The organism is Streptomyces iakyrus (genome assembly GCF_000717055.1).
Lineage (GTDB): Bacteria > Actinomycetota > Actinomycetes > Streptomycetales > Streptomycetaceae > Streptomyces > Streptomyces iakyrus.
The window spans coordinates 45,117-67,848 of record NZ_JNXI01000021.1; the positions used below are offsets into that span (position 1 = coordinate 45,117).

At 71.9% G+C, this 22,732-nt stretch carries 22 protein-coding genes; 9 read left to right on the forward strand and 13 right to left on the reverse strand.

Annotated features, from left to right (window positions below):
* The first annotated feature begins 19 nt into the window (after positions 1–19).
* The 3 genes from OO68_RS30825 (at position 20) to nicT (ending at position 3,739) form a co-directional block, all read left to right on the forward strand.
* Positions 20–1,498: a hypothetical protein gene (locus tag OO68_RS30825; RefSeq protein ID WP_033312467.1), complete on the forward strand. Its 1,479-nt coding sequence runs from the start codon at positions 20–22 to the stop codon at positions 1,496–1,498.
* 75 nt (positions 1,499–1,573) lie between these two features.
* Positions 1,574–2,422: a proteasome subunit beta gene (gene prcB / locus OO68_RS30830; RefSeq protein WP_033312468.1), complete on the forward strand. Its 849-nt coding sequence runs from the start codon at positions 1,574–1,576 to the stop codon at positions 2,420–2,422.
* Positions 2,423–2,572: 150 nt separating this feature from the next.
* On the forward strand, positions 2,573–3,739 hold the full coding sequence (gene nicT, locus OO68_RS30835; RefSeq protein WP_033312469.1) for a Nickel transporter NicT: 1,167 nt from the start codon (positions 2,573–2,575) through the stop codon (positions 3,737–3,739).
* On the opposite strand, the gene OO68_RS30840 is transcribed toward nicT, so the two are convergent.
* The 3 genes from OO68_RS30840 to OO68_RS30850 form a co-directional block, all read right to left on the reverse strand.
* Entirely contained in the window at positions 3,729–3,923 is a 195-nt protein-coding gene (locus tag OO68_RS30840; RefSeq protein ID WP_033312470.1) for a hypothetical protein, read from the reverse strand. The two genes, nicT and OO68_RS30840, sit on opposite strands and share 11 nt — an antisense overlap.
* A 97-nt stretch (positions 3,924–4,020) precedes the next feature.
* Positions 4,021–4,992 carry a hypothetical protein gene (locus OO68_RS30845; protein ID WP_033312471.1) on the reverse strand — a complete coding sequence of 324 codons (972 nt, stop codon included), beginning with the start codon at positions 4,990–4,992 and terminating at the stop codon, positions 4,021–4,023.
* A gap of 11 nt (positions 4,993–5,003) precedes the next feature.
* Complete coding sequence (locus OO68_RS30850) at positions 5,004–6,473, reverse strand: APC family permease (RefSeq protein WP_033312472.1); 1,470 nt, start codon at positions 6,471–6,473, stop codon at positions 5,004–5,006.
* A gap of 402 nt (positions 6,474–6,875) precedes the next feature.
* On the opposite strand from OO68_RS30850, the gene OO68_RS30855 reads away from it, so the two are divergent.
* A complete protein-coding gene (locus OO68_RS30855) occupies positions 6,876–7,367 on the forward strand; it encodes a DUF5709 domain-containing protein (RefSeq protein ID WP_033312527.1) in 492 nt (163 codons plus the stop codon).
* 102 nt (positions 7,368–7,469) lie between these two features.
* Here the strand turns inward: OO68_RS30855 and OO68_RS30860 are convergent, their stop codons facing one another.
* A complete protein-coding gene (locus OO68_RS30860; protein ID WP_033312473.1) occupies positions 7,470–7,676 on the reverse strand; it encodes a hypothetical protein in 207 nt (68 codons plus the stop codon).
* 207 nt (positions 7,677–7,883) lie between these two features.
* On the opposite strand from OO68_RS30860, the gene OO68_RS30865 reads away from it, so the two are divergent.
* On the forward strand, positions 7,884–8,120 hold the full coding sequence (locus tag OO68_RS30865; RefSeq protein ID WP_033312474.1) for a chaplin: 237 nt from the start codon (positions 7,884–7,886) through the stop codon (positions 8,118–8,120).
* A 70-nt stretch (positions 8,121–8,190) separates the two neighbouring features.
* On the opposite strand, the gene OO68_RS30870 is transcribed toward OO68_RS30865, so the two are convergent.
* Positions 8,191–9,318 carry a PP2C family protein-serine/threonine phosphatase gene (locus tag OO68_RS30870; RefSeq protein WP_245237227.1) on the reverse strand — a complete coding sequence of 376 codons (1,128 nt, stop codon included), beginning with the start codon at positions 9,316–9,318 and terminating at the stop codon, positions 8,191–8,193.
* 322 nt (positions 9,319–9,640) lie between these two features.
* On the opposite strand from OO68_RS30870, the gene OO68_RS30875 reads away from it, so the two are divergent.
* On the forward strand, positions 9,641–10,531 hold the full coding sequence (locus OO68_RS30875) for a GNAT family N-acetyltransferase (RefSeq protein WP_033312476.1): 891 nt from the start codon (positions 9,641–9,643) through the stop codon (positions 10,529–10,531).
* Between the two features lie 34 nt (positions 10,532–10,565).
* Here the strand turns inward: OO68_RS30875 and OO68_RS30880 are convergent, their stop codons facing one another.
* Positions 10,566–11,447, reverse strand: coding sequence for a Gfo/Idh/MocA family protein (locus tag OO68_RS30880; RefSeq protein ID WP_033312477.1), 882 nt, complete (start codon positions 11,445–11,447; stop codon positions 10,566–10,568).
* A 191-nt stretch (positions 11,448–11,638) separates the two neighbouring features.
* On the opposite strand from OO68_RS30880, the gene helR reads away from it, so the two are divergent.
* A complete protein-coding gene (helR, locus tag OO68_RS30885) occupies positions 11,639–13,798 on the forward strand; it encodes an RNA polymerase recycling motor ATPase HelR (protein WP_033312478.1) in 2,160 nt (719 codons plus the stop codon).
* Between the two features lie 19 nt (positions 13,799–13,817).
* Here the strand turns inward: helR and OO68_RS30890 are convergent, their stop codons facing one another.
* Genes OO68_RS30890 through OO68_RS30905 form a run of 4 tightly spaced genes read right to left on the reverse strand, consistent with a single transcriptional unit; the run spans position 13,818 to position 18,125 of the window.
* Complete coding sequence (locus tag OO68_RS30890; protein ID WP_033312479.1) at positions 13,818–14,687, reverse strand: sugar phosphate isomerase/epimerase family protein; 870 nt, start codon at positions 14,685–14,687, stop codon at positions 13,818–13,820.
* The gene (locus OO68_RS30895) at positions 14,684–15,703 is read right to left on the reverse strand and encodes a Gfo/Idh/MocA family oxidoreductase (protein ID WP_033312480.1); all 1,020 of its coding nucleotides are present in this window, start codon (positions 15,701–15,703) and stop codon (positions 14,684–14,686) included. Before OO68_RS30895 ends, OO68_RS30890 begins: the two co-directional genes overlap by 4 nt.
* Before the next feature lie 21 nt (positions 15,704–15,724).
* Positions 15,725–17,164, reverse strand: coding sequence for a sugar porter family MFS transporter (locus OO68_RS30900; protein WP_033312481.1), 1,440 nt, complete (start codon positions 17,162–17,164; stop codon positions 15,725–15,727).
* 10 nt (positions 17,165–17,174) lie between these two features.
* Complete coding sequence (locus tag OO68_RS30905) at positions 17,175–18,125, reverse strand: TIM barrel protein (protein WP_033312482.1); 951 nt, start codon at positions 18,123–18,125, stop codon at positions 17,175–17,177.
* Between the two features lie 209 nt (positions 18,126–18,334).
* Here OO68_RS30905 and OO68_RS30910 point away from each other — a divergent pair, with 209 nt between their 5' ends.
* Positions 18,335–19,342, forward strand: a complete 1,008-nt coding sequence (locus OO68_RS30910) for a LacI family DNA-binding transcriptional regulator (RefSeq protein ID WP_033312483.1) — start codon at positions 18,335–18,337, stop codon at positions 19,340–19,342.
* 27 nt (positions 19,343–19,369) lie between these two features.
* Here OO68_RS30910 and OO68_RS30915 read toward each other — a convergent pair whose 3' ends face one another.
* A complete protein-coding gene (locus tag OO68_RS30915) occupies positions 19,370–20,374 on the reverse strand; it encodes a sugar ABC transporter substrate-binding protein (RefSeq protein WP_033312484.1) in 1,005 nt (334 codons plus the stop codon).
* A 306-nt stretch (positions 20,375–20,680) separates the two neighbouring features.
* Entirely contained in the window at positions 20,681–21,091 is a 411-nt protein-coding gene (locus OO68_RS30920; RefSeq protein ID WP_033312485.1) for a VOC family protein, read from the reverse strand.
* Positions 21,092–21,265: 174 nt separating this feature from the next.
* Between OO68_RS30920 and OO68_RS30925 the strand changes: the two genes are divergently transcribed.
* A complete protein-coding gene (locus tag OO68_RS30925) occupies positions 21,266–22,117 on the forward strand; it encodes an aldo/keto reductase (protein WP_033312486.1) in 852 nt (283 codons plus the stop codon).
* Between the two features lie 280 nt (positions 22,118–22,397).
* Here the strand turns inward: OO68_RS30925 and OO68_RS30930 are convergent, their stop codons facing one another.
* A complete protein-coding gene (locus OO68_RS30930; protein WP_033312487.1) occupies positions 22,398–22,610 on the reverse strand; it encodes a hypothetical protein in 213 nt (70 codons plus the stop codon).
* Positions 22,611–22,732 lie beyond the last annotated feature (122 nt).

Here is a 22,732-nt window from a genome sequence, read left to right on the forward strand (position 1 = left end):
TCAGGGTTAGGGGCGGAACATGCCTGTGGGCGCCAACGCCATCCTCGTCGGGAGGCGAAGACGCGAACAGCCCACCGGGCCGCGCGCCGCTTCGGGGGCGCGCGGCAGCCGGCCGCTCGCCGCGCTCGCCGTCGTCTTCACCCTGGCGCAGCTCGCCCTCGTGCGGCCCGTCCTGGGCCTCGGCTGGGACGAGATCGTCTACGTCAGCCAGGTCACCTCGCACCACCCGGCGGCCTTCTTCAGCGCCCCCCGCTCCCGCGGCGTCCCGCTGCTGGTCGCACCCGTCGCGTCCTGGTCGTCGTCCGTCCCGCTGCTGCGCGTCTACCTCGCCCTGCTGTCCGGCATCGCGCTCTACCTGGCCCTGCGCTGCTGGCGGGGCCTGTTCCCGACCCGCGTCCTGGTCGTCGGCGGGGCCCTCTTCGCGTCTCTGTGGGTGACCCTCTTCTACGGCCCGCAGGCCATGCCCAACTACTGGGTCGCGATCGGAGCCCTGATCAGCGTCGGCTGCTTCCTGCGGGCCCGGGCGGAGCGTTCCTCCCCACGGGTCCTGTCGGGCCTCGCGGCGGGTGCCGCGCTCATGGCGTGGATGCGTCCCACCGACGCCGCCTACGTGGCCGTGCCGCTGCTGGTCCTCGCCCTGGTGCGCCGCCACGCGCGACTCCTGCTCGTGCTCGTGGCAGGCCTCGCGGCCGGTGCCGTGCCGTGGGTCATCGAGGCCTACGCCGGCTTCGGCGGGCTGGGGGAGCGGCTGGCGGAGGCCTCCCGGATCCAGGGCGGCCTGGGCTGGCAGATCGCCGTCGACGACCAGTTGCGCAGTCTGGGCGGACGCGCCCTGTGCCGCCCGTGCACCGGACCGATGCCCACCCCCCTGGTCACCCTCTGGTGGTTCGCCCTGCCCGTCCTGGCCGGCCTCGGGCTGGCCGTCGCGGTCCGGGCCGGGCGCGCGGGACGGACCCTGGTCCCGCTGGCCTGCGCCGCCACGGCCGCGCTGCCCTACCTCTTCATGATCGGCTACGCGGCGCCGCGCTTCCTCCAGCCGGCCTACGCGCTGCTCGCGATCCCGGTCGCCGACGCCCTGTGGCACCTGGTCAAAACCCGGCGCGGGACCTGGCGCCCGGTGGCCGCCGCGGTCGTCGCGCTCTGCCTGGCCGGGCACCTCGCGGCGCAACTCGCCGTGCTGCACGGCGCCGTGTCCCGCAACATCGACAGCCGCCGCGACTGGGACCGCACCGCCGACGCCCTGCACCGCCTCGGCGTCCGCCCGCCCTGTCTGCTCACCGGTCACGAGGCCATCCCCGTCGGCTACTACGCCGGCTGCTCCTCGGGGGCGACGTCCGGGAACAACGAGAACATCACCGTGGCCGGCATCCTGCGCACCGCGGACCGCCTCCCGGTCGCCCACCTCGCCCCGGCCGGCGGCACCCCGCCCCGCTACGCCCGCTCCTGGCCCGTCCACCGGATCTCTGGCCTGGACGTCCGTGTCGCACCGGGCCCCTGACGCCTCAGGTGACGTTTCCCGCCCGTCCGGCTCAGGTAGGAGTCGGTTGACGGTCACGATCGAGGGGGGAACGGCATGACGGCGAGCGACCACGAGGGCAGGCTGGGGGAGGAGTTCTTCACTCCGGGGTCCTCGTCGTTCACGGACTTCCTGGCGGCCCACCGCCCCGAGCTGCTGAGCACCCGGCGCGTCCTGCCGGACGGCGTCCGGGCCGAGGGCGTCCCGCACGGCACGACCGTGCTGGCCCTCACCTACCGGGACGGCGTGCTGATCGCGGGCGACCGGCGGGCGACGATGGGCAACCTGATCGCCCAGCGCGACCTGGAGAAGGTGCACCCCGCCGACGACCACTGCGCGGTCGCCTTCGCGGGCACCGTCGGGCTCGCGGTGGACATGGTGAAGCTGTACCAGGTCGAGCTGGCGCACTTCGAGAAGATCGAGGGCATCCCCATGACCCTCGCCGCGAAGGCCACCCGGCTGGCCACGATGATCCGGAACAACCTGGGCCAGGCCATGCAGGGCCTCGCCGTCGTCCCGCTGCTGGCCGGCTACGACCCCGCGGCTCCCGAGGGCGCACGGGGCCGCATCTTCTCCTTCGACGTCGTCGGCGGCCGCTACGAGAAGTCCGGCTTCCACGCCGAGGGCTCCGGATCGCCGTACGCGCGGGGCGCGTTGAAGAAGCTGTACCGGCCGGGCATGTCGCGCCGCGAGGCGGCCCTGGCCGCCCTGCATGCGCTGTACGACGCGGCGGACGACGATTCCGCGACGGGCGGCCCCGACCTCACCCGCCGCATCTACCCGATCGTCTCCGTCATCACCGAGGACGGTTTCGAGCGGCTGGCCGAGGAGGAGACGGCGGAGCTCAGCCGTGAGATGGTCGAGCAGCGGCACACCCGGCCGGACGGACCGAACGCCGGGGTGTGACACCCGGCGGGTAGGACGGCCCGCAGGCGGAGTTTTCGGTTCCATGGACAAGACCTGTCGCCGGCTTTACTGCACATGACTTGCAGGTACTGGAGGATGGCGCAAGGCTGTCCGCCGCAGCCGTTCATCCGACAGAGAGACCTTCCCCCGATGACGGCCGCCCCCGAGTCCACTCCGCCCCTCCCCGCCCCGGCCCCCGCCCAGCGCACGGCCTGGCACCGCGTCCGCAGTTCCATGACGCGGCAGGAGTGGACCGGGGCCGGGGGGATGGCGGCCTTCATCCTGGCCCTGCACGTGATCGGCTGGTTCACCCTCGTCGCGATCGTCGCCCCGGAGCACCACGCCATCGGCGCACAGACCTTCGGCGTCGGCATCGGCGTCACCGCGTACACCCTCGGCATGCGGCACGCCTTCGACGCCGACCACATCGCCGCCATCGACAACACCACGCGCAAGCTGATGGGGCAGGGGCAGGGGCAGCGGCCGCTGTCGGTCGGCTTCTGGTTCTCCCTCGGCCACTCCAGCGTCGTCTTCGCCCTGGCCTTCCTGCTCACCCTCGGCGTGAAGACCCTGGCCGGGCCCGTCCGCGACGACGGCTCCGCGCTGCACGACGTCACCGGCCTGATCGGGACGGCCGTCTCCGGGACGTTCCTCTACCTCATCGCGGGCGTCAACCTCGTCATCCTGGCCGGCATCTGGAAGGTGTTCCGCGCCATGCGCTCGGGCCGCTACGACGAGGCCGCCCTGGAGGAACAGCTGGACAACCGCGGCTTCATGAACCGCCTCCTGGGCCGGGTCACGAAGTCCGTCTCCAAGCCCTGGCACATGTACCCGCTGGGCCTGCTGTTCGGCCTCGGCTTCGACACCGCCACCGAGATCGCCCTGCTCGTCCTGGCCGGCTCCGGCGCCGCCTCCGGGTTGCCCTGGTACGCGATCCTGTGCCTGCCCGTCCTGTTCGCCGCGGGCATGTGTCTCCTCGACACGGTCGACGGCTCGTTCATGAACTTCGCCTACGGCTGGGCCTTCTCCAAGCCGGTCCGCAAGGTCTACTACAACCTCACCATCACCGGCCTGTCCGTCGCCGTGGCCCTCCTCATCGGAACGGTCGAACTCCTCGGCCTCATCGCCGAACGACTCGGCCTGCACGGTCCCTTCTGGGACGGGATCTCCGGCCTCGACCTCAACGTCCTCGGCTATGTCGTCGTCGCCCTGTTCTTCGCCACCTGGGTGGTGGCGCTGGTGGTGTGGAGGGTCGGGCGCATCGAGGAGAAGTGGTCGGGGGGCCTGGCCGGGCCGGAGCGCGGCGTCAGTCCATGACCGCCATGGCGCAGGCGAGGGCGAGGGCCGCCACGGAAGCGAGGACGAGGACGAGGACGGCACCCGCGATCACGACCGTCCCGAACAGCCCCGTCACCACGGACAGCCCGAGCCGGGCGACCCGACGCCCGCGCGCTGCCTCCCGGGCCACGTCGCCGTGCTCGTACCAGCCGTCTTCAGCCATCACACCCTCCCGGCGGGGAGACTACAGCCGGCCGTCTCCCTGATCGGCAGCCACCGGTGCCCGCGTACCCGCGGGCCGACGCAGCCTTCCCCGCCGCTTACGCCCCCAGCCGCAGCTCCTTGCGCCACTTGACGATCTGCTTCTCCGCATCGCCCGTGTACGACCACGGGGTGCGGGTCGCGCGGGGCCCCAGCATGCCCAGCAGGACGCCCGCGATGTCCTTGGCGCCGGCGGAACAGGCCGCGTGGGCCAGGTAGCTGAAGTCGCGGAGCTCGGCGGGCGCGATCCCGACCTCCGTCCGGCTCATGACCCAGCGCTGCCAGGTCCGCCGCAGGTCGCTCGCGGCACCGTCGTGGCTCCAGTGCTGCGAGAGCCCCACGGCGGAGTGCCTGCCCTGTGCCGCGTCCAGGGCGAAGCGGTACTCCTCGACCCGGGCGTACTGCACCAGCACCGGCAGCGGACAGCCGGGCGGCGCCACCCCCGCCGCGTCCCGGGCGAAGTCGTACATCAGGCCGTGCGTGCCGTGCCAGCGCGCCGAGTAGTAGTGCAGCACCTGCAGGTGCCCCTCGACGCTGTACGGATCGCGCCCGTGCAACTCGTCCCACCAGCGCCCCAGTTCCTGCCGGCGCACCCCCGACGGGTACAGGCGGGCCACCGAGATCAGCGACACCCACGGCGTCGGATCCTCCGGGTACGCCTCCGCGGCCGTCAGGCAGGCCAGCACCGCGGCGTCCACACGGTGCTGGTCGATCGGCACGCCCCGCCCCGCCGCGATGGCCACGTTGAAGGTGCGGGCCGTCTCCGTCGCCGCCCGCAGCACCAGCGCGTCGGCGCTGTGGGCGTCCGCCGAGAGCCAGGACTCCACCGTCGAACTGCCCGCGCACACCTGCGCGAGCCGCCGGATCCGGTGCCCCCGCGCCGCCCAGTCGCGGCCGGTCGCGCCCAGTAGGTCACGCAGCCCCTGCCAGCGGCCGATCACGACGTCCTGGCGGGCGGAGGTGAGGTCGGCGTCCCCGCAGTCGGGGTCGAAGTCGGGAGTGAAACCACGTCTGAGACTGCCCAGCACCATCGGAGTCTCCCTCAGAAGTCGGTGGAGAGACCCTCGTGGACGCGGGCGTGCGCGTCCTGTTCGTCGGGGACGTAGTCCGTCTCGACCGCCCGCGAGGCGTCCAGCTTCGCGGGCCGGTAGTAGTCGCTGCCCTGCCGCCAGTACCAGAGCATGGGGACCAGCCCGACCGCGAGGCCGCCGATGCCGATCGTGATCGCGGCGCTGCTCAGCTCGCCCAGCGACTCCACGAACACCCAGAACATGAACAGGGCGCCGCACAGCGGCCACAGGCCGCCGAAGAGGAAGTTGGCCGGGGACTTCAGCAGCATCTTCCGGTAGGCCACGACCACCGCGAGGCCGGCGAGCCCGTAGTAGACCGCGATCTGCAGGCCGATCGCCGAGATGGCGTCGGAGAGGATGTCACCCACCGAGCCCAGGGCGTTGGAGGCGATGAACATCGCCAGCGCCACCGCCCCGACCACCACGATCGCCACCCAGGGGGTGTTCCACCGGCGGTGCACCCGGCCCAGCGCCGCCGGCATCGTACGGTCCCGGCCCATCGCGAACAGCGAGCGCGTGACCTGGATCAGCGTCGTCTCCAGCGTGGCGATGGTGGACAGCATCACGGCCACGATCAGCAGCTTGCCGCCCCAGCCCGGCCAGATCTCCTCGCCGAGCACCGCCAGCACGTTCGCGTCGTTCTCCTCGATCTGCTTCGAGGACAGGATCACGTTCACCGCGATGGTGAACACCTCGAACAGCAGGAAGACGATGCCCACCCCGATCAGGCCCGCGAGCCCCGTCGTACGGCGGCTGTTGCGGGTCTCCTCGCTGAGGTTGCTGGTGACGTCCCAGCCCCAGTAGTAGAACGCGGCGATGAGCGCGCCCGACGCGAAGCCCGCCATGCCGTCGAAGTGGGAGAAGCCGAGCCAGGACCAGTCGAAGGCACGGGCGTTGCCGGTGTGGAAGAAGGCGAGCACCGCGAACAGCGCCAGAATGGCCAGCTCGACACCCGACATGATCAGCTGCGCCCGGACCGTGAGCCGGGCGCCGCCCAGCACCACCAGCAGCATGATGAGGAACCAGACCGCGCCGACCACCGTGGACAGCGCGGTGTTCTCGGCCAGCTTCTCGTCGAAGAGCGCGAGCGTCATCGACCCGGCGGGCAGCGAACCGGCCACCATGAAGATCGTCGCCGAGATCACCAGCGCCCAGCCGCTGATGAAGCCCAGGAAGGGATGGAGGGTGCGCCCCACCCACGAGTAGCTGGCACCCGCGTTGACGTCGATCCGGCCGAGGTAGCTGAACGCCAGCGCGATGCCCAGCATGGGTATCGCGCAGTACAGCAGGGCGGCCGGACTGGCCAGCCCCACCGCGCCGACCAGGACGGCGGTGGTCGCGGCCAGCGAATACGCCGGGGCGCTGCCGGCGACCGCCATCACCACGGTGTCGAACGTGCTGAGGACATTGGCCTGCAGCCCTCTGCCCCTGCTGTAGCTCATGGATGCGCTGCTTTCACTTGTGCACGACCGGAGGCGGGCAGGCCGTCCCGGGGAGTTGGGGGGTGGGGTGGAGCTCGCCGCCGGACGGAGGAGGATGACCTCGGGCCCGGGAGCGATGAAGAAGTCGTGGATACCGTGCTGCCGCCGCGTCGGCAGCCGGTCACAGTGTGTGTGCGAGTGATGATAGTCCCGCTCCTTGATCTTTCAAGATTGACTCGTGGGTAATGTCCGGTTCAGCCCGGGGTTTTAACTCCTGTTGGCCGGCGGGACGTTCGCTCTCCCCTCCGGCCGGGGCGCATCCGCCGAGGTTGAAGCCCGCGTAACGGGAAACGCGGAACGGACAGGAGAGACGAACGAGTCGAGCAGCGCGACAGGAAGGCAGGAGTGATGGGCACGGAACCGATGCGCTCCGAACCGATGGCGGACGACGCGTACCAGCCCACCGGGACCAACGAGGAGCAGGAGGACGCCGCGCCGCTGGACCTGCAGGACGCCGTCGACGAGCGGACGTACGACGACACCCTCGACGAGGGCTACTCCCCGCCGGAGAAGCCCCTCGGCGTCACCAAGCGCGGCACCACCGCCGCTGAGCAGCACGAGGGCGAGACCCTCGACGAACGACTGGCCCAGGAGGTCCCCGACGTGTCCGCCGAGCCCGCCGGGGACGGGGTCGGCGACACCCCGGACAGCGACGGCGAACCGGTCGACCCCGAGGCGGGCACCGCCCGCGCCGGCCGGCTGGTCGCCCCGGATGAGGGCACCCACGCCGACACCACGAAGGAGACCGTCGCGACGGACGTCGGCATCGACGGCGGAGCGGCGGGCGCGGAAGAGGCCGCCATGCACGTCGTCGAGGACGACAGCGCCCTTCCCGAGGACGACGGCAGGGTGTGACCCGCCCGCCGGCGTGAGCCCACGCAGGCACACGGAAGGCCACCGGACCCGAGCGCAGCCGCGCCGGGCCGGTGGCCTTCCGTGTGCCTGCCGAAGGTGCGGCTAGGGCAGGAGCTTCTCCAGTGCGGCCGGGCCCTCGGCCGCCAGCTTGCGCTTGGCCCACTCGATGTTGCGCGGGGTGATGTCCTTGCCCGAGGCGAGGACGAGGTCCTCCGGTGACACCTCGGTGCCGGTGCGGGCGTGGAGCAGGCGGTCCGGGGTGGCGCGGTCCTCGGACGGCCGGGATGCGGCGGGCTCTGACGTCGACATGTTCTCTGCTCCTAGGGTCCGGATCGCCGGGGCGGCCCCGGTGCTGAAAAACGGGTCCGATATCACCATTCCCCCCGGGAGCGCGGCCTGCATCCGGAGAGCGCGGTCCCGGCCTGGGCACCCCGTTCGGACGACCATGGATGTCGCGGGGTCTCCCCCCGGGTGACGGTGGAATCACGTGTCCCTGCGACTGACAGGAGCTTTTCCATGCGTACGCGTGTGACTGCCGCAGCCGGTCTGGCATGCGCCGCCCTGCTCGCCTTCGCCGGTACGGCGAGTGCGAACGACGGCCCCGTCGGTATAGCCACCGGCAGCCCCGGCGTCCTCTCCGGCAACGTCGTCCAGATCCCGATCGACATCAACGCCAACATCTGCGGCAATTCGGTCAACGTGATCGGGGCGTTCAACCCGGCGATCGGCAACAAGTGCACGATCAAGGACTGACGTACCGGTCGTGACGGCTCCGCCGGCGGCGGCCCGCGCCGCATCGCGGCCCCGCCGCCGGCCGCCGTTGTCAGGCCCCGCACGCCCCGTCGGTCCCTTCCCGCGGACGCGGTGCGAGCACCAGCATCGTGACGTCGTCCTGGACGTCCGGGCAGTGCCGCACGAGGTCGGCCCAGACCCGCTCGGCCAGCACGACCGGGTCATCGGCGGCCAGGCCGGGCAGCCGTTCCACCAGAGGGTAGAAGGCCCCGCTCGCGTCCCTGGCCTCGGTCACCCCGTCGGAGGCGAGGAAGAGCCGGTCCCCGGCCCGCAGCGGCACCGAGACGACCCGGGGCGGAGCGGCCTCGGCGAGACCGAGACCGAGCGGTGTGCACGGCTCGACGTCCAGCTCGACGGCCCGCCCGTCCCGCAGCAGCAGCGGCCCGGCCTGCCCGCACGCCACGATCCGCACGACCCGGGCGTCGGCGGAGAAGTCGAGCAGGACCGCCGTCGCGAACAGCTCGGCGTGCGGGTCGCCCGCCGAGTCCACCGCCAGCCTCCGGTCGAGCCGGGCGGCCACCGCCTCCGGGTCCGGCTGGTCCAGCACCGCCTCCCGGAACGCCCCCAGCAGCGCCGCGACCGTGGCCACGGCCGACAGCCCGTGCCCCTGCACATCACCCATCACGGCCCGTACGCCGTAGGGGCCCGCCCGTACGTCGAAGAAGTCGCCGCCGACCAGCGTCCCGCGCTGCGCGGCCCGGTACAGCCCCGCGCACCGCACCGCCCCCACCCGCTGAGGCAGCGGCGGCACGACGGCCCGCTGCGCCGCCTCCGCCACGGTCCGCTCGGTGACCAGCTGGGCGTCCCGCCTGCTGCGGACATAGGACAACAGCACGCTCAGCACCGACACGAAGCACACGGTCAGAAGATCCGTACTGCCGGGGTCATCGAGGTTGAAGACGGGCACGGTCAGCACGACCACCACCAGCGCACCGAGCACCGCCGTCGCCACCGGGCCGTGCGCCAGCACGGCCAGCGGCGGGATGGCGCCCAGCAGGAAGCCGATGTCGAGCGGCTCCGGGCTGATCAGCTCCGCCGCGCACACCCCCGCCAGCAGCGCCGACGGCAGCACCCGGGCCCAGCCGGGCGGCGGTGCGCCGCGCAGCCAGCCCCGCCGGTCCGGGTCCCGCCGCGCCAGCCGGCCGCGCACACTGCTCACACCACCACGCTGCTACGCCCGACCGGCAGCCGCACGCCGGGCCCCGCGCGCCGGGGGCGGCCGCGGGCCCCGGCCGGAAGGACGTCGGCCTCGGCCGGGCCCCCGAACGCGCCGTTTCCAAGGGGCTGTTGACCGCTCCGGAAAACCGATGGACGGCCCGCCGGAGATCACGTAGCGTGTGGCGCGCCACGCCCCGAGACCAGCGGAAGGAGGACGAGCCGTGCAGTTCACACCGTTTCCGCGCTCCCTCCCCGCCCAGCAGGCGTGCCTCTACTGACCGACCGGGAGCGCTCTCAGCAGCATGCGTCCCGGAGGACACCCCATGACCGATGTGGTCATCCGCGCGCTCGACACGAGCGACGCCGAACTCTTCGACACCCTGCCCGACCCGCTCGGTGCCCGTGAGGGCCACCGGCTGACCCGCCACCGCCCCGACTGGAAGCGGGTGGCCCTGCGCGACGGCCGTGTCGTCGCCCGCGGCGCCTGGTGGGGCGGCCCCGACGACTCCGAGCCCATCAACGTCAACTGGTTCGACGTGGCCGAAGGCGAGGAGGAAGCGGGCGCCGCACTCCTGCGCTCCGCCCCCTGGCAGGTCGAACTGGAACTGAACCTGCCGGCCGGCTGGCGCGACGACCCGGCCCTGCGCACCGCCGCCGACACCCGCGTCACCGCCGCCCGCAAGGCCGGCTACGAGCTCCTCGTCGAACGCCTCCTGTACCGCTGGACCCCCGGCGGCGGCCTGCCCGAGCGGCCCGGGCGTCTTGAGTTCCGCGCAGAGCCGGACGACGCGGTGTTCTTCGACGCCCTGCGCCGCATCCACTCCGTCACCCTGGACGCCCACGCGCTCAAGGCCATCGAGCAGGGCGGACTCGACCGGGCGGCCCAGGAGGAACTCGACTTCTTCCACTGGTGCCCGTCGCCGCGCGAGTGGTGGCAGGTGGCGTACACCCCGCAGGGCGACCTGGCCGGCATCCACATCCCGGCCCACAATCCGTCGGGTCCCTGCATCGGCTTCATCGGCGTCCTGCCCGACCAGCGGGGCCACGGCTACGCCTACGACCTCGTGGCCGAGTGCACGCACTTCCTGGTCGAGCAGGGGGCGGAGTTCGTCGCCGCGGCCACGGACCGGGGCAACTTCCCGATGGCGGCGAACTTCGCCAAGGCCGGCTTCCCGGTGGTGAAGGAGCGGCTCAACTTCGACCCGGAGCGGTAACCGGCCCGCCGGCGAACCGCCCCGGGCGGGCGGCTCAGGATTTGCCGTCGAGCAGGTCCTGGGCCGCCGCGAGGATCTCCGTCACCCGCAGGCCGAACGCCGCGTCACAGGCGTGCGGGCGGCCGGTCCGGGCGGCGTCGAGCAGCGCGTCCGCGGCCCGCGCCAACGCGGGCACCGCCCCGTCGGATCCGTCCGGCAGCGCCGCGACCCCCGCCTCCCCGCGCAGCTCCACGCCGGCGCCGGCCGCGGCGGGCGGCGCCGTCAGGCTCAGGGTGAGGGTGCTGGACGCCCCATCCACGTGGTCGAGGACGACATGCGTCGTGTCGCCCGGCCCGTACACCGCCGCCGTCACGCGCCGCACGTCGCCGAGGACCGGCAGCAGCACGGACAGTGCGTGCGGGCCGACGTCCCACAGGGCGCCCTTCTCCCGCCGCCACGGCGTCGCGAACGGGCTCTCGCTCGTGAACACCGCCCCGAGCCATTCGGCGCGCCCCGTGAACCAGCCCGGCACCGCGGCCTGCTCGGCGATCCACGCCGCCGGGCCGGGCTGGAAGCGGGTCGTGAAGAACACCACCGAGGCGACCCCGGCCTCCCCGGCGGCCGCGACCACGGCCCGCGCCTGCTCCACCGTCGGCGCGAGCGGCTTGTCGAGCAGCAGATGGCACCCGGCCCGCGCCGCCCGGACCGCGAGGGAGGCCTGCACCTCGGGCGGCAGCGCCACGGCCACGGCGTCCACGTCCGCGAACAGTTCGTCGACATCGTCGTAGGCGCGGACGCCGTGCCGCTCCGCCAGTTCCTTCGCGGCTTCCGGGCGGCGGCCCCACACCCCGGCGAAGTCGAGCTTCTCGTGCCCGCTCAACGCGGGTGCGTGGGCCATCTGTGCCCAGGGTCCGGTGCCGAGCAGTCCTATGCGCATGCCGCCGCCTCTCCACGCTGCCAGGACGAAGAGCGTGCCACACGGAAACGGGCTGCGGGCAACGACAAAGGCGAGGAGTGTTCTCCTCGCCTGTCTCAAGTTATAGCCCACGGGGGGACTTGCGGCAAGGCCCCCCGCTTCCCGCAAACTGTCCGGCCTAAGCCCAGGACCTGCGGAAACGGGAGCATGACGTGACCCCTGCGACCACGAGCGCGTTCGATCTTCCCGACCGCCTCGCGCACAAGGCCGCCCCGGCGTCGATCGCCGGGGACGAACAGCACTTCGCCGCCATCGCCGACTGCCTCGCGCAGAACATCGCCGAACTCTCCGACCGCCTTGCCGCCGAGCGCAGGGCACCCGGCGGCAAGGGCAGGCAGGCGATGGACCGGGACGCCGAGATCCACCGGCTCACCGCACGGCTGCGCGCCCTGCGCCGCTTCGGACTGGACCTGTGCCTCGGGCACATGGTCGCCGCCGACGGCTCCGACCCCGTGTACGTCGGACGGCTCGGCCTGACGGACAGCGAGGGGCACCGGCTGCTGGTCGACTGGCGTTCCCCCGCCGCCGAGCCGTTCTTCGGAGCCACCCACGCCAACCCGATGGGCCTGGCGAGCCGCCGCAGGTACCGCTGGACCGACGGCCGGATCGTAGACTACTGGGACGAGGTGTTCACCCCCGACGGATTCGACGGGCACGCCGCGCTCGACGACCAGTCCGCCTTCATCGCCAGCCTCGGCACCAACCGCTCGCCCCGCATGCGGGACGTGCTCGGCACCATCCAGGCGGACCAGGACGCCATCATCCGCGCCGGGTCCCGAGGCGCCCTGGTCGTCGACGGCGGCCCGGGCACCGGCAAGACCGTCGTCGCCCTGCACCGCTCCGCCTACCTCCTCTACTCCGACCCGCGCCTCGGGCAGCACCGCAGCGGCGGCGTGCTCTTCGTCGGCCCGCACCGGCCCTACCTGTCCTACGTCTCCGACGTCCTGCCCAGCCTCGGCGAGGAGGGCGTGCAGACCTGCATCCTGCGGGATCTCGTCGACGAGGGGGTCAGGGCGGGGGAGGAGACCGACCCGGAGGCGGCCCGTCTGAAGTCGTCGGCGGACATGGTGCGGGCGGTCGAGAAGGCCGTCCGCTTCTACGAGGAGCCGCCCGCCGAGGCGATGACGGTCACGACCCACTGGTCCGACATCCGGCTGAGCGCCGGGGACTGGGCCGTGGCGTTCGAGGCGGCGGAACCCGGTACGCCGCACAACGAGGCACGCGACCAGGTCTGGGAGGAACTGCTCGCGATCCTTGTGGACAAGCACGACGGCGATGCCCCGGACGAGCTGCTCCGCAAGGCGCTGGCACGGGACCGGGAGCTGCTCACGGCCTTCAACCGCGCCTGGCCGCTGCTGGAGGCGACCGACCTCGTCGGGGATCTCTGGTCCGTCCCCGCTTACCTGAGGATGTGTGCGCCCTGGCTCAGCCGCGACGAGGTGCGCACCCTGCAACGCGAGGAGGCCCAGGCCTGGACCGTGTCCGACCTGCCGCTGCTGGACGCGGCCCGCCAGCGGCTCGGCGACCCGGAGGCCTCACGGCGCAGGCGCAGGCAGGAGGCCGCCGTCGCCGCACAGCAGGACCGCATGGCCGACGTCATCGACGACCTGCTGGCGGCCCACACCTACGACGACGGTGAGGGCGTGCTGGTCATGCTGCACGGGCAGGACATGCGCAACTCCCTCGTCGACGAGAGCGCCCTGCCCACCGCCGGCCCGGACCGGCTCGCCGGGCCGTTCGTGCACATCGTCGTGGACGAGGCGCAGGAACTGACCGACGCGGAATGGCAGATGCTGCTGCTGCGCTGCCCGTCCCGGAGCTTCACCATCGTCGGGGACCGCGCCCAGGCCCGGCACGGGTTCACCGAGTCGTGGCGGGAACGCCTGGAGCGGGTCGGTCTGGACCGGGTCGAGATGGCCTCGCTGAGCATCAACTACCGCACGCCCGCCGAGATCATGGCGGAGGCCGAGCCGGTCATCCGGGCCGCTCTGCCGGACGCCAACGTGCCGACGTCGATCCGCAGCAGCGGCGTCCCCGTCCGCCACGGGTCCGCCGCGGAGCTCACCTCGGTCCTCGATACCTGGCTGGCCGGACACGCCGACGGGATCGCGTGTGTGATCGGCGATCCCGCGTTCCGGCCCGCCTCGCCCCGCGTCCGGTCGCTGACCCCGGAGCTGTCGAAGGGGCTGGAGTTCGACCTGGTGGTGCTCGTCGACCCGGAGAACTTCGGCGAGGGCGTCGAGGGCGCCGTCGACCACTACGTGGCGATGACCCGGGCCACGCAGGAGCTCGTGATCCTCACGAGCTCCTGACGCGCCGGACCGGGGCCAGCTAGGCGACCAGCTCCTTGCGGATGCGGTCCAGCATGAACGCCGACGACTCCCGGGCCCGCTCCTCCCAGGCGAACACACAGGCCGTGGCGACCCCGTCGAAGCCCAGCTCGCGCAGGGTGCCGAAGAAGGCGTCCCAGTCGACCTCGCCCTGGCCGATGTCCAGGTGCTGGTGGATCCGGGCCGGGGTGCCCGGCGGGTTGAGGATGTAGCGCAGGCCGCTGGAGCCCTTGTGGTTGAAGGAGTCCGCGATGTGCACGTGCCGGAGCTTGTCACCGGCGTAGCGCATCATCCGCGCGATGTCCGCGCCGGTCTCCGAGGGGCCCGAGAGGTGGAAGGTGTGCGGCGCGCAGTACAGGTAGTTCACCCACGGCTTGTCGATCGCGCGGACGAGATCGACGGCCGGGGTGTTCTCCTCGCAGAAGTCGTCCGGGTGGGCCTCCAGGTTCAGAGCGATGCCTTCGCGTTCGAACAGCGGCAGCAACTCCTCCAGCGAACGCCAGAACGCGGCCTCGCTCTCGGCGGCGCGCTCCGGGCGGCCGTTGAACTCCGAGTTCATCAGCGGGCATTCGAGGTCCGCGGTGATCTCGATCATCCGCTTCCAGTAGCGGACGGCCGCCTGCCGCTCGGTCTCGTCCGGCGAGGACCAGTTGTACAGCGGCAGCACCGAGGACAGGCGCACGCCGTGCGTCCGCAGCGACTGCTTCAGTTCCCGCACCCGCGCGTCGTCCGCACGCGGGTGCAGGAAGAACGGCATGAAGTCCGCGCGCGGCGACAACTCGATGTACTCGTAGCCGAGTTCGGCGACCGTGCGCACCATCTCGTCGATCGGCAGGGAGCGGAACATGTACGGGTCGAGGGCGATCTTCACGCGGTGTCTCCGTAGAACGCGGGGCGGGGCTTCATGTCGGTGGTGACGGTCTCGCCGCCGGCCTCCAGGGACCGGACGGCTGCATCGGTGATGACGGTGGCGGCGTAACCGTCCCAGGAGGACGGGCCGGTGGGCTCGGTGCCGGCCGCCACGGAGGCGACCCACTCGCGGAACTCGGTGTCGAAGGCCTCCGCGAACCGCTCCTTCCAGTCCTGGAGCACACTCGTGCCGTGCCGGGCGGCCGTGCGGATCCCGACCGCGGCCGGGTCGGGCAGCCGGACCAGGCCGTCCTCGCCGACGACCTCGCACTGGATGTCGTAGCCGTACTGGCAGTTGACGAAGACCTCCAGGTCGATCCGGACGCCCGAGGCCGTCTCGAAGATCATGATCTGGGGGTCCTTCACATGCGCGAACCGCCTGCTCGTGGCGCGCGGGGTGACCACCTGGGCGGAGACGATCTCGTCGTCGAGCAGCCAGCGCAGCACGTCGATCTCGTGCACGGCCGTGTCCTGGGCGGCCATGGCGGAGTGGTACGACTCCGGCACGGTGGGGTTGCGGTGCGCGCAGTGCACGATCAGCGGAGCCCCGAGCGAACCGGTCGACAGCACCTCCTTCATCTGCCGGTAGCCGGCGTCGAAGCGGCGCATGAAGCCGACCTGCACCAGCCGGCGGCCGTGTGCCCGTTCCGCCTCGACGATCCGCAGGCAGTCCTCGGCGGTCGTGGCCAGCGGCTTTTCGCAGAACACCGGCTTGCCGGCGGATATCGCGTTCAGGACGTGCTCGGCGTGGGTGGGTCCCCAGGAGGTGACGAGGACGGCGTCCACGTCGGGGGAGGCGACCAGGTCCGCGCCGGTGGGCAGCGCGACGGCACCGGCCCGGGCCGCCGCTTCCGCGGCGCGCTCGGCGTCCACGTCGGCCACGGCCGTGACAGCGGCACCGGTGACGACCCCGGTGAGCCGCCGGATGTGGTCCTGGCCGATCATTCCGGCGCCGATGACGCCTACACCTACGGTCATGCTGAACTCCTTGGAAGGTGGTCAGGAAAAGCGCGCCCGGAGCTCCGCCTCGAGGCTTTCGAGCGTGCGGCCCTTGGTCTCGGGGACGTACCGCTTCACGAAGGCGAGGGACAGCACGCCCGCCGCCACGAACAGGAAGAACGTGTTGGAGATCCCGATCCCGGAGACCAGGGAGGGGAAGACGAGACCGATGACGAAGTTGGTCAGCCACAGCACCACCGCCGCCACGCCCATGCCGAAGCCGCGCATCCGCATCGGGAAGATCTCCGACAGCATCAGCCACGTCACCGGCGAGATCGCGCCCTGCTGGAAGGCGAGGAACGTGACCGTCATCGCGAGCACCGCGAACGCCCGCGGGTCACCGGAGGGCAGTACCAGCGAGAAGACCCCGATCAGCAACAGGGCGGCCGTCGTGCCGACCTGACCCGTCATCAGCATCGGGCGGCGTGGGACCCGTCCCAGCAGCCAGATGCCGACGAAGGTGGCCAGCACCGAGATCACACCGTTGGCGATGTTCGCGGTGAGCGCGCTGTCGGCGGCGAAACCGGCGTCGGTCAGGATCTGCGTGCCGTAGTACATGATCGTGTTGACGCCGGTGATCTGCTGCACGATCGCGATACCGAAGCCGACGAACATCAGCTTGCGCAACCAGGGTGTGCTCCTGATGTCCTGCCAGCCGCCGAGCTTCGCCTGCTCGTCCTGCACGGCGAGCGCGGAGACCTCCTTCAGCTCGGCCTCGGCCCGGGCACGGGAGCGCACCTGCCGGAGGACGTCGAGGGCCTCGCCGAAACGGCTCTGCGACGCCAGCCAGCGCGGGCTCTCGGGCATCACCAGCATGCCGAACCACAGCACCACGGCGGGCAGCGTCGCGATGACCAGCATCCACCGCCACACACCGCCGGACTCGCCGCCGACCTGCGCGATGATCGCGTTGGACGTGAACGCCAGCAGCTGACCGCTGACGATCATCAGTTCGTTGCGGGTGACCAGGGCACCGCGCCGCTCGGCGGGGGACACCTCCGCGAGGTACACCGGCACCGTCACCGAGGCGCCGCCGACCGCGAGACCGAGCACGAACCGCGCCGCGATCATCACCTCGGTCGTCGGCGCGAGCGTGCAGCCGAGCGCGCCGGCGAAGAACAGCACGGCCAGCAGCAGGATGGCGCGCCGCCTGCCGCGCGCGTCCGACAGCCGGCCGCCGGTCACCGCGCCCAGCGCGGCACCCAGCAGCAGCGAGCTGGTGACCATGCCCTCGGTGACCGGGGTCAGGCCGAGGTCCTCGGTCATGTAGGGCAGGGCACCGTTGATGACGCCCGTGTCGTAGCCGAAGAGCAGACCGCCGAAGGTGGCGATGATCGTGATGATCCGCAGCCGCCGGGAGACCTCCGGCGGCGTCCCGTCCGTGGCGCCGGTGGCGGAGGCGGGGGTGGGGGCCGGTGTCGCGTCGTCCCTGACGTCCATGCGCAGCTCCTTACCTGTCGATGTTCGGGCGCCGGGTACCCGACAGACCGCAGCCGGCCAGGTGTTCACGGGTGCTGACCGCGATGGGCAGCGGCACCCCGGGAGCGCACGGGTACAGGTCCTGCTCGACGATCACGAACAACTCGGCGTCCAGCCGGGCGAGTTCCACGACCACGTCGGCCGGCTTCGGAACCCCGGCGGGCGGTGACACGCACACCCCGCGCCGCACGGCCTCACCGAACGACAGGTCCTCGGCGGCGACCTGAGCGAGGATCTCCGGGTCCATCTGCTTGATGTGGACGTAGCCGACCCGCTCACCGAACCGGCGGATCAGATCGAGGTTGTCCCCGCCGCCGTACGCCACGTGCCCGGTGTCCAGGCACAGGTTGGTGTAGCGGCCGTCGGACTCGTTCAGCAGCCGCTCGATCTCCGCTTGCGTCCGGATGTGGCTGTCGGCGTGCGGATGGACGACCAGCCGGACGTCGTACTCCTCCAGCAGCAGCCTGCCCAGCCGGTCGGCGGCCCGGCCGAACCCGGCCCACTGCCCGGCCGTCAGCTCGGGCGACTCGGTGAACGCGCCCGTCTTCTCGTCCCGGTACATCGGTGGGATGAAGACCAGGTGGTGCGCCCCCGCGGCGGCGGTCAGCGCCGCGACCCGCCGGACGTGGGCGAGCATCTCGTCCCATGCCTCGGGCCGGTGCAGCGCGCCGAAGGCGGTGCCGCCGGAGACCTTGAGTCCCCGGGCGTCCAACTCGCCCTTGAGGCGCTGCGGGTCGGTGGGCAGATAGCCGTACGGGCCGAGCTCCAGCCACTCGTAGCCGGCCAGGACCAGTTCGTCGAGGAAGCGGGTGTACGGCACCTGCTGTTCGTCCTCGGGGAACCAGACGCCCCAGGAGTCGGGGGCGGACCCGAGGCACAGGTTGCCGACGGTGGTACGGAGAGAGGGAGGCGCCGTTGCCATGGTGGTGTCCTTCGCGCTGCGTTTCCGCTCGCTGTCGCGCGCTACTAGCGCGCTCTAGTTCGAGTACGATGACCCCTGTGCAAATGTCATGTCAATAGCTGGTCGCCGGGAGATGGCAGGATCCCGTACGCGTGCGGGACACCCCGTATGGTGTGCGGCGTCGGAGGGTGGGTTCACAGGTGGATGCATCGGGCAGGCAGCGGCCCACGATGGCGGACGTCGCCGAGAAGGCGGGCGTCTCCCGCGCGCTCGTCTCGATCATCTTCCGCAACCAGGCCGGAGCCAGCCAGGAGACCCGGGAGCGGGTCCTGCGCGTGGCCGACGAGATCGGCTACCGGCCCGACAGCGCGGCCCGGCTGCTGGCCCGTGGCCGCAGCCGCACGCTCGGCGTCATGTTCACCGTGCAGCAGACCTTCCACACGGACCTCATCACCGGCATCTACCCCGAGGCCGAACGCCTCGGCTACGACGTGCTGCTCTCCGGGGCGACCCACGGCCGCAGCGAGGCCAAGGCGGTCGAGGCGCTGCTCAGTCACCGCTGCGAGGCGGTGATCCTGCTCGGCCCGGACGCCGAACCCGCCTTCCTGGACGAACTCGGCCGGCGCACCGTCGCCGTCTCGGTCAGCCGCCGGGTGCCCCGGGCCCGGGTCGACTTCGTGCACTCGGCCGAGGGCAAGGGCGTCCGCCAGGCCATGGACCACCTGGTGGAGCTGGGGCACCGCCGGATCGTGCACATCGACGGCGGACGCGGCCCCGGCTCGGCGGAGCGCCGGCGCGCCTACCGGGCCGCCATGCGCCGCCACGGGCTTCAGGCCCAGGCGCGGGTGATCCCCGGCCACCACACCGAGGAGTCCGGTATCGAGACCGGCCGCCTGCTCCTGGCCGAGCGGGACGGCGGACGGTTGCTGCCGACGGCCGTCCTCGCCGGCAACGACCGCTGTGCGATGGGTCTGCTGATGGCGCTGACCCGGGCGGGCGTGGAGGTCCCGCGCGATCTGTCCGTCGTGGGCTACGACGACAGCCACCTCTCCCACCTGATGCCCATCGGCCTGACGACCGTCCGCCAGGACGCCCTCCTGATGGCCGAGCACGCCGTCCGTTTCGCCGTGGAGCGGCTGGAGGAGCGGGAGCGGGAGCCGCGGGAGGCGGTGCTGGACCCCAAGCTGGTGGTGCGGGGGACGACCGGGCCGGTCCCGGAAGGCCCGGGTCCGGCCTGACGCGGGTGGCCCCGCCGCCCGGTTCCGTCAGCGCGTGCCCTTCGCGGCGAACTTCGCGACGCTGTCGACGTTGTCCTTCGTGACGAAGGCCGGTCCGGTGAGCACGGGAGCCGTGCCGCCGCCGCTGACGTTGCCGTTGGTCTTGTACAGCCACAGTGCGTCCACCGCCAGGTAACCCTGGAGGTAGGGCTGCTGGTCGACGGCGAACTCGATGCTGCCGCCCTGAATGGCCCCGACGAGGTCCTTGTTGAGGTCGAACGTCGCGACCTTCGCCTCGCTGCCCGCGTCCTTCACCGACTGCACGGCGGTGAGGGCGATCGGGGCGCCGAGCGTGACGACCTGGTCGATGGAGGAGTCCTTCTGGAGTTTGGCGGTCAGCGTCGATTTCACCGACGGCATGTCCGTGCCGTTGACGTACAGATTCTCCGTCGTGCCCTTGAAGCCCTTCTTCAGTCCGGCGCAGCGGGCCTCCAGAGCGACCTGGCCCTGCTCCTGGATGACGCAGACGGCGTGCTTGGCGCCGGCTTGGTTGAGCCGCTCGCCGAACGCCTGCCCCGCGATGTTCTCGTCCTGGCCGAAGTACTCGAGCATGCCGAGCTCCTTCCAGTCGTCCAGGCCGGAGTTGAAGCCGACGACGGGGATGCCGGCCGCCTTGGCCTTCGCCACCACGCCCTTCATCGCGTCGGGCTTGGCGGCGGTGAGGGCGATGCCGTTGACCTTCTGGTCGATGGCGTTCTGCACGAGGTTGGCCTGGTTCCCGGCGACGGGGTCACTGGAGTAGACGAGCTTGATGTTGTCCTTCGCGGCGGCGGCCTGGGCGCCCTTGCGGATCAGGTCCCAGAAGGTGTCGCCCGGCGCCGCGTGGGTGACCAGGGCGACGGTCATCCGCGGGGTGGTGGCCTTGCCCGCCGCGGCGTCGGTGCCGCCGGCCTCGGACTTCTTCCCGCCGGAGCCGCTGGAGCAGCCCGCGGCGAGCAGGGCGCCGACGGCGGCGGCGGTGGTCAGGGCGGCGGCTCTGTGGTGTCTGCGCATGTCGGGTGCACCTCACTGTGCTGGGACGAGGGGGCCGCGCCCGGTCCGGGAGACGGGCGGTGGGTGGGCGCCCGGGGCGGCGGCGGTCATGGGTGATGCGGTGGTCCGGAGTGCGGACCCCTGCGTTCTCGGTGACTGGAGCGCGCCACTAGCGCGCTCTAGTGGCAGGTACTATGCGGGCGCCGCGGGGGGATGTCAACAGCTTTGTCAGGACGTACCAACAAAAGGCGGCCGCCCGTACACACCGGCCAAGGCGGTGCGTACGGGCGGCCTCGGGCGGACGGCCGGGCCGTCCTGCCCGGCTGCTCAGGTCTCCGTGCTGATGTTGACCATCCACGGGACGCCGAAGCGGTCCGTGCACATGCCGAACACGTCACCCCACATCTGCTTCTCCAGCGGCACGGACACCGAGCCGCCCTCGGACAGCTTCTCCCAGTAGCCGCGCAGCTCGGCGTCGTCGTCGCCGCTGAGGCTCACGGAGTAGGAGCCGCCCTGCTCGGACTCCATGCCCGGCGGGTTGTCGGCGCCCATCAGGGTGAAGCCGCCGGTGGTCTCCAGCATGCCGTGCATGATCTTGTCGGCGTTCGGGGCGTCCGCCTGCCCGAACTCTCCGTAGCTGTTGAGGTCGAGGGTGCCGCCGAAGACCTCCTTGTAGAACTCCATCGCCTGCCGGGCGTCGCCGTTGAAGGTGAGGTACGGGTTGAGGCGCGAGGCCATGAGAACCTCCCAGAAGGGGATAAAAGTCATTTTCGCGCAGCGTATCGCCAGGGCCTGGTGTCGGCTCGTCGAGTGGCCCCCGCTCTGTGCGGGACGAGGGTCCGCCAACATCGGGACCGTCGCTCAACTGCGCTGTTAACGTGGCCTTTTGAGCAGAGGGGGAGACGGCGGCCCATGTCATCGACATTCCGCATCGGCGGGGATCTGGACGTACACCGGCTCGGCTTCGGAGCCATGCATCTGCCCACCGAGCCCGGCCCCGGCCGGGAGAACGCCCTCGCGGTGGCCCGGCGCGCCGTGGAGCTGGGCGTGACCCTGATCGACACGGCGCATCTGTACGGCGGCGGTGCCAATGAGGAGCTCCTGGCCGAGGCCCTGCACCCCTACCCGGAGGGCTTGCTGATCACCACCAAGGTCGGTGTCGCGCGCACCGGCCCCGGTGGCGACTGGAAGCTCGACGGACGGCCGGAGATCCTGCGCGACCAGGTCCGGCAGGCCCTGCGCCGGCTGCGGACCGAGCGCATCGAACTGCTCCAGCTGCACCGCATCGACCCCGACACGCCACTCGCCGACCAGCTCGGCACTCTGCGCGAGCTCCAGACCGAGGGCCTGGTCGGCCGGATCGGGCTGTCGGAGGTCACCGTCGAGGAGCTGGAGCAGGCCAAGGGGCTGGTCGACGTCGTGAGCGTGCAGAACCGCTACAACCTGCTCGACCGGGAGCACGAGCCGGTGCTCGACGCCTGTGCGGCGGCCGGTATCGCCTTCCTGCCGTGGCGGCCCGTCGCCTGGGGGAAGACGGGCACCGAGGAAGAGATCGCCGCCGTGGCGGCCGAGCTCGGGGCCACGCCCACGCAGGTCTCCCTCGCCTGGCTCCTCGACCGTGCACCGGTCGTCATCCCGATCCCGGGTACGGCCCGGACCGAGCATCTGGAGGAGAACGTCGCAGCGGCAGGCCTGGAGCTGACGTCGGCCCAGCGGACCCGCCTCGACCGGCTCGCCGGGGCCGCACGGGCCGCGACAGGCTGAAGGGGCAGTGTCCGGCCGGTCACTGGCTCCGCAAGGGCATGAGTAGGGCCCTCAACAGCGCAATGATCGTTCCCATGCCCACCCCTCAGCTCCGAGCTGACACCGGAGCAGGGCAGCAGGTGGGCCCCGCTCGTTGCGTGATGGTCGCATCAGCCGGGAACGCCGGGGTCAAGGCGGCCCTGCGCCATGTGGGCACCAGCGGCTGGCCGAGAGTCGTCTGTGAGCTGCTTGGCGTCGAACAGGTCCGGAGCCGGACTCGTGCCGTCGGTGCGGACAGCCCCTAGTTGTTCCAGTCGTACGGGCCGCCGCCCTGCCACTCGATCAGCTCGGTGTCGTCGACGGCCGTGTCCGTGGTGGGCAGGCCCTCGCGGTGCAGCAGGTCCAGCACGTCGAAGAGGCTGTAGGCGACGCCCATGCGCTCGCCGTGGATGGTCACCAGCCGTCCGCCGTCCGTCGCGGGCGGCTGCACGACCACAGGGGGTTGACCGTCCATAGCCCCACCATGCTCCCGAAACGGCCGGTTCGCAGCTCGGTGGCGTCCAGAAGCGGTACGGACCCGTTCTCCCCGTGCCGGCGCCGGGCGCGCTGTGCCCCGGTGACAACGCGCGATCCGGA